This window comes from Acinetobacter sp. YH12137, assembly GCF_013418535.1.
Taxonomy (GTDB): domain Bacteria; phylum Pseudomonadota; class Gammaproteobacteria; order Pseudomonadales; family Moraxellaceae; genus Acinetobacter.
The window spans coordinates 1-2,340 of record NZ_VPBW01000078.1 but is presented as its reverse complement, the minus strand read 5'-3'; the positions used below and the strand labels follow the sequence as shown (position 1 = coordinate 2,340).

Below are 2,340 nucleotides of genomic sequence, written 5' to 3'. Positions count from 1 at the left end.
AAGTGAAGGTAAAGAATGTTGAAGGGTGCAATCTAAATTTTCAGATAAAGTCATAAAAAAATGAGCGTATTTACATACACTCATTTTTACTACATTTTACTAATATTTGCTTAACTGACTGGCATTAGCTATTCATAGCGGTTTTTTATTAGTCTCAGTTTAATTAATTATTTTAAGCTCTGACTCAGGTAAAGTCATTTCAAGTAGTGGAAGTACTTTATCTCGGCCTTCCAGATAAGCATAATGTGCAAGGCTTAACATTGCCTCATCTTCTTCGCTATTTCCATAAGCATAAATTTCAGCATAATCTTCTAAATTATATTTTTCCAAGATTCTACTTTTCTTCTGATCCTTACTACAATCAGGTGTGTTGTATAAACCTGTCATTTTGCCTGTCAGAATTTCTACTTCACTACAAATCAGGTCAATGCCTAAATAAGTACAAACCGGTTTTAAATATAAATCCAGTGAAGCAGAAACGAGAACGACTTGATGCCCGAGTTGCTGGTGTTGTTTGAGTTGCTTTAATAGCTTGGGATTTAATCTTAAAACAAGCTGCTGTGCATATTCTTCGGCAAGCTGCTGAATTTCATGCGCATGACTATTTTTGAACATGGTGTAATACAGCTTTGGGCGCATTGCATGAGCAGGATAGAGCTTAAGATAGTAAGCCTGAATCCAAGGCAGAATACGAATGCCACGTTTTAAAATCTGCCTTTTCTTTAAAGCATAGAAAATGAACCCTGTAAAACTGTCATAAGGATACAGGGTTCCATCAAAATCAAATAAGGCTAGAGTTTTATGTTTTTGATGCGGCGCATGCATGTTTGATAACGACCATCGACACGGCTGGCAAACCAGTTAGTATTATACTCACGACTCAATTTCGGGCCTGAGATCACGACTTCTGGCATCATTGCATACATCGGTTCTTTACCGGTTTTTTCTTGATAAAGTTTACTGATACCACGATAAGTCATAGTATCTTCAAAATCTTTAACTTTTTCTTTTTTTAGATCCGCCCGAATCTGACGTTCAGTAATAATAAAATTATTTTTTGCAAAAACGCTGATGAGCTCTCGTTCAGATTGACTCTTTTGTGAGCGAATCGCGCCATCTTTAGTATATAGTAGTAAATCGCCATCCAGGCTCAATTCGGCATCGGTTAAGCTATTTAACATGCTCTGGAATGCTGCATTACGGCTGGAATACATCCCAGAGTTATAATCAGCAAAACGATAAATCGGTTTTTCATAATCCGCAGGGTACATCATCAATCGATGAATCCCATAATACAGTCCACCATACTGGCTATACAGGTCACTACGCAAATCAGCAATACTGCCCCCTTGACGTTTATATTCCTTGGCATAGCTGATATGAACCTGCATGGAACCCAAAGTTGTAATTGGATTCATTTTTTCGCCAATATTTTGTCCAAATAGTTTGGCTGCACCTGTCAGTGCACTTACATGATAATGCTTGGCCATGTAATCAAAGATTTCACGATAAAGTTCATCTAATTGACGTTCGGTTTTGACCCGGCGCATCTGACTGAGATAATTGTCTTCTGGACTTGGCTGGTTTTTCAGTACATCCTGGAAATATCCTGCAACTGTTCCACCGATACTTTCACCAAGTTTATCTTTAAATTTTTCTTCCAGACGTTCCTGAACTTCTTTAACGGCTTTCTCACCAAGACCAGGAACTACCGGGTCTGCATTAAAGTTAGATTCCTGATCGACAACTGCCACGATTGAACAGATATTCTCTTTGGTTTGTGGAATACCGAGCTGGTCAGTGATGTCATAAATATCTTGTGCCCAAGATTCACGCTGGCTGACACGACCTGGAATGGCTTTGCGAATATGTTCAACTTCAAGAGTGGGTTCATCATTTGACCACCAAGAACCATTGCCACACCCTACAAGGCTAATAGATAAAGCAAGTATGGATATGGACTTAAGAGAAAAAACTTGAGCAAAATATTTGTTCATGGTGTCGTAAATAAATTGAAAAGATGAGTGAACAAGGCAGATGCAGTATACTATGTCCATCAGAAAAGTGATGAATTTATATCTATATTGATTGGGGTTAATAGTCGGTTTCTCAAGCGTAGATGTCTAAAGTCCATGGAAGCATATTTACAAAATAAAATTTTTTCTAAGATATAGAATTCGCAGATTCAAATCCCAAGTGCAACACATTTGTAATTAGTTGAAAAAGTTAGGTGTATTCATAGAATCATTAGACTTTTTCAACTCGCAATTGGAAAGCACACAATGAAGAAATACACCCAACTTTCTCAAGATGAAAGATACGAAATTTATGCTACTTTGA

At 37.4% G+C, this 2,340-nt stretch carries 2 protein-coding genes; both read right to left on the bottom strand.

The window, feature by feature from the left end:
- Nucleotides 1-159: 159 nt before the first annotated feature.
- Nucleotides 160-825 (bottom strand): HAD-IB family phosphatase, encoded by a 666-nt coding sequence (locus tag FTU72_RS16075; protein ID WP_179993427.1) that lies wholly within the window; start codon nucleotides 823-825, stop codon nucleotides 160-162.
- Nucleotides 792-1,997 carry a DUF1615 domain-containing protein gene (locus FTU72_RS16070; protein WP_179993428.1) on the bottom strand — a complete coding sequence of 402 codons (1,206 nt, stop codon included), beginning with the start codon at nucleotides 1,995-1,997 and terminating at the stop codon, nucleotides 792-794. Before FTU72_RS16070 ends, FTU72_RS16075 begins: the two co-directional genes overlap by 34 nt.
- Nucleotides 1,998-2,340: the final 343 nt, after the last annotated feature.

Coding starts and splice junctions, on each gene's coding strand:
- FTU72_RS16075 (WP_179993427.1), bottom strand. CDS start 825: ATGCATGCGCCGCATCAAAAACATAAAACTCTAGCCTTATTTGATTTT.
- FTU72_RS16070 (WP_179993428.1), bottom strand. CDS start 1,997: ATGAACAAATATTTTGCTCAAGTTTTTTCTCTTAAGTCCATATCCATA.